Source organism: Streptomyces palmae, assembly GCF_004684805.1.
Classification (GTDB): Bacteria; Actinomycetota; Actinomycetes; order Streptomycetales; family Streptomycetaceae; genus Streptomyces; species Streptomyces palmae.
Map to the genome: position 1 here is coordinate 1 of NZ_SRID01000526.1, position 3,651 is coordinate 3,651.

Consider the following 3,651-nt stretch of genomic DNA (forward strand, 5'->3'; position numbering starts at 1 on the left):
CGCCGGGGGTGGGCAGGCCGGCCGGGGCGGTGGCCCGCCGCTGGCGCAGCCGGTCGAAGAGGTCCTGGTAGTGGTCGGCGATCCGGGCCGGTGCGTAGCGCTCGGCGGAGGCACGGGCGGCGGCGCCCATGCTGAGCCGCAGCTCGTCGTCCTCGATCAGCTTGCACAGCCCGGCGGCGATGGCGTCCGCGTCGCCGACCGGTACCAGCAGGCCGTCCCGGCCGTGGGTGATGATCTCGCCGGGGCCGTGCGGGCAGTCGGTGGCGACCACCGGGACCCCGCAGTGCATGGCCTCCACGATGGTCATCCCGAAGGACTCCTCGCGGGAGGTGACCGCGGCGATCGACCCCTTGGCCCACTCGGTCTCGATCGGCGCGTGCGCGCCCATCATGGTGATCTTGTCGGCCAGGCCGAGATCGTCGATCTGCTTGCGCAGCGCCGCCTGTTGGGGGCCGCGGCCGTAGAGCCGAAGGGCCCAGTCGGGGTGGCGTGCGGCCACCGTGGCCCAGGCGCGGATCAGCAGGTCGTACCGCTTGACCGGGATCAGCCGGCCGGCGGCCACCACCAGCTTGGCTCTGCCGTCGGAGGGCTCCACGCCGGTGGGCGGCACCCCGTTGGGGATGGCGGTCAACAGGGCCGGAACGTCGGGGAGTTCGGCCCGGTGGGTGGCGGCGTCCGCCTCGGAGACCGAGGTGAACGCGTCCAGCCGGGCGATCGCGGTGTCGCAGGCGGTGCGGATCTCGGGCTTGTGGGTGCGGTACAGCCGGTGCTCCTGGCCGATGCGCAGATAGCGGTCCTGGCCGAACTCGGCGAGGCAGACCACCAGGCCCGGGCGGGTGGCGATGACCGCCTCCGCGTCGGTGGCGGCCAGGAACGCGGACAGCCGCTGGTCGGTCAGGGCGTTGAAGTTCTTGGTGCCGCCCGCCTCCGCCGCCGGCACGTGGGCCGAGGGCTGGGAGAGCAGGGGGTGGCCCTTGTCGCCGGACCGGACGCCGGACCGCAGATCGATGAGCGGGGTGATGCTCACCTTGGGGTGCAGCGGCAGGCTCGGCGTGTCCAGTGTGCGGGTGAGGGTGACGATCTCCACCTCGTGCCGGGCGGCGAGTGCGCCGGCCACGTTGAAGGTGGATCGGATGGTGCCCCCGATGCCGTAGGCGTTGTGCAGCAGGAACGAGATCTTCATGACGGGTACGCCAGCGCTTGGGTGCGTCCGGCGTGTCCTCCTCTCCGGCCTCGGGCCCCGTGTTGTCCGTTCGGGAGTCCCGAACGGTGGCGGCCGACGGCGGTGGCGACCGGCTCCGGGGACGGAGGTGGCCGGCATGCCGCCGGTGGGTTGCTCGAAGGTGACCTGACGGTGGTTAAGACCAGCGTGAACCACGAAGGTTGCGTATGCGTTTGGTGATATGGGATGGGCCACATCGGCGGTCGCCCGTGCAACCCTGGGCGGGCCGGAGATGTCCGTGCGAGGCCCGTCCGGCGGCCTGTGGCCAAGACGTGACACGGTTCGTACAACCTTTTGGGCGATATCGGATCGTCACCGTGATCGACGCCCGGTCGGACCCACGTGGCTGTTGTATGACCCGGAACGGGTAGACGCGCGTGCGTCTCCACGAATGCTCGAGGTAGGCGAGATAGTGAAGAAGTCTGTGTCCCGGGTCGTAGTGGCGGCGGCCTCGGTGGCGGTGCTGGGGCTGGCAACCGCGTGCGGGGGCTCCGGCGATGACACGGCGTCCGACAAGAAGGCCGGTGCGAAGGATGCCTCTCAGCAGTCCGCCCCGCTGAGCGAGGCCCAGCTGAAGAAGGCCGCGCTGACCAAGACGGAGGTCAAGGGCTACCAGATCGAGTCGGTCGGCGAGAAGGAACTGGGCGGGGGGCGCGGGGCCAAGGCCGACAAGGCGGACTGCCAGCCGATCGCGGAGATGTTCGGCACGGAGTTCACCCCCAAGCCGGCCGCCAGCGTCTTCAGCGGCTTCACCAACATCGGCGCCGGCGGCAAGGACCCCGACAAGGCCTTCGACGTCTCCGAACTCTCCCTCGGCACGCTGCGGATCTCCGCCTACTCCGAGGCGGACGCCAAGAAGACGGTGACCGACCTCAAGGCGGCGATCGGCGCCTGCACGGCTGGCTTGGGCATCACCGGCATAGATGAAGCGCTCAAGCTCAGCGGGGTGAAGCCGGAGGCGGCGCCCCAACTGGGCGACGACGCGGTCGCGTTCAGCGCCAAGATGTTGGACTCCGAGGAGCCCGGTATGGCGCGGTTCGACATGGTGCGCTCCGGCAGCCAGCTGACCGTGGTCATGAGCTTCCACGATGTGAGCAAGAAGCACCCCAAGGCCCCGGAGGCACTGCTGAAGGCCCAGGTCGCCAAGGTGGAGCGGGTCGCCGGCGGGAAGTGAGGCACCGGGCGGCCGGCCCGCCACCCGGGTGGGCCGCCCGAGGGCCGTCCGCCCCCGCGGGAGCGGACGCGCCCCGCTCCAAGGCGTACGTCCCCAAGCGGTGCTCCCGGGGTGCCGCGCTTGGCGGACGTGCGCCCGCGCGACGTACCTGCCGCCGGACGGCGGTCGTCCGCGCTGACGGGGCGTGGTCCGACGGGGCTCGGTCGCTGGATGGACCGGTGGCGAGTGGGGCATATCGGCTGGTCTCGTGGCGTGTTATGCGGTCGGCGTCGCTCATCGGGTGAGTGCCGGTATGCACCGGCACGGACGCGTGCGCAGAAGATCACCCACCTCATCGCCGACCGGCCGGAGAAACCGCGACCACACTCTCATGGCCGAGCCCGGGGCGGCGGTCAGCGACGCGCCGCGCCACGGGCCGACCCGCCCCGCGAGCAGGCGTGTCAGTGTCCGCCGGAGAGCTTGGGCATACGGGGGATGGCCGCCTTGGCCACGTTGACGGCCACCTGCCGCAGCTCCGCGTCCGGACGGTTGCCGATGGCGATCACGTCCAACTGGCCGCGCGCGGTGCACACATGGAGCACCGACAGCGGCGGTCCGGAGAGGCTCATGTAGTCCCAGAGCGCGTCCAGGCCGAGTCCGGGCACCGTCGCGGGGCCGCCCAGCACCTCGCGCCACTCGTCGCAGGGCGCCCTGAGCCCGCCCTTGGGCTTGGCGATGTAGGACACCGCCACCCCGGGCGGGTCGGACTTGTCCGCGGGGTCCCAGCCGCAGTTGTCGGCGTGCCGGGTGCCGTCCCAGGTGCGACCGCTGATCACCACCGGGTAGCCCAGCGCGTCGCGCAGCTCGTCCAGGGTGAGCAGGGCGCAGGCGTCCGGGTCGCCGCCCAGGGTGGTCGGCAGCGCCGTCGCGGAGGTCATCGGGGCCGGCTCGCGGCTCTGGCCGGCGTCCGTTCCCTCGCCGCCTCCCGTGCCGATCTCGATGGTGCACCCGGTGAGTGCGGTGATCAGCAGAATCGTTCCGGCCAAGCGGCGCACCGCGGCCCCTTTCTCTTCGGATTCCGGTCGCCGCGGACAACTCGCGGAAACCGGGCATGCTGTGGCGTACTGCGACGCCGATGACGTGCGCTGTGATGTGCGGCGGTGGCGTGGGGAGCGCACCGCGGCAGGTGGGATGGGTGAGCGGCGAGGGGCGTGATGGCCCGCGCCGTGGCGAGGGGTGGGATGTGCCGCGCGGTGGCGGCGGGGGTGTGCCGCGC

General features: G+C 71.9%; 3 protein-coding genes. 1 reads left to right on the forward strand and 2 read right to left on the reverse strand.

What is annotated here, in order from left to right; genetic code table 11:
* Nucleotides 1-1,183 (reverse strand): glycosyltransferase family 4 protein (locus tag E4099_RS30375; protein WP_135342321.1); only part of this gene is annotated, 1,183 nt, incomplete at its 3' end.
* Between the two features lie 463 nt (nt 1,184-1,646).
* On the opposite strand from E4099_RS30375, the gene E4099_RS30380 reads away from it, so the two are divergent.
* The gene (locus tag E4099_RS30380; protein ID WP_135342322.1) at nt 1,647-2,396 is read left to right on the forward strand and encodes a hypothetical protein; all 750 of its coding nucleotides are present in this window, start codon (nt 1,647-1,649) and stop codon (nt 2,394-2,396) included.
* A gap of 440 nt (nt 2,397-2,836) precedes the next feature.
* Here the strand turns inward: E4099_RS30380 and E4099_RS30385 are convergent, their stop codons facing one another.
* Nucleotides 2,837-3,421 (reverse strand): hypothetical protein, encoded by a 585-nt coding sequence (locus E4099_RS30385; RefSeq protein ID WP_135342323.1) that lies wholly within the window; start codon nt 3,419-3,421, stop codon nt 2,837-2,839.
* Nucleotides 3,422-3,651: the final 230 nt, after the last annotated feature.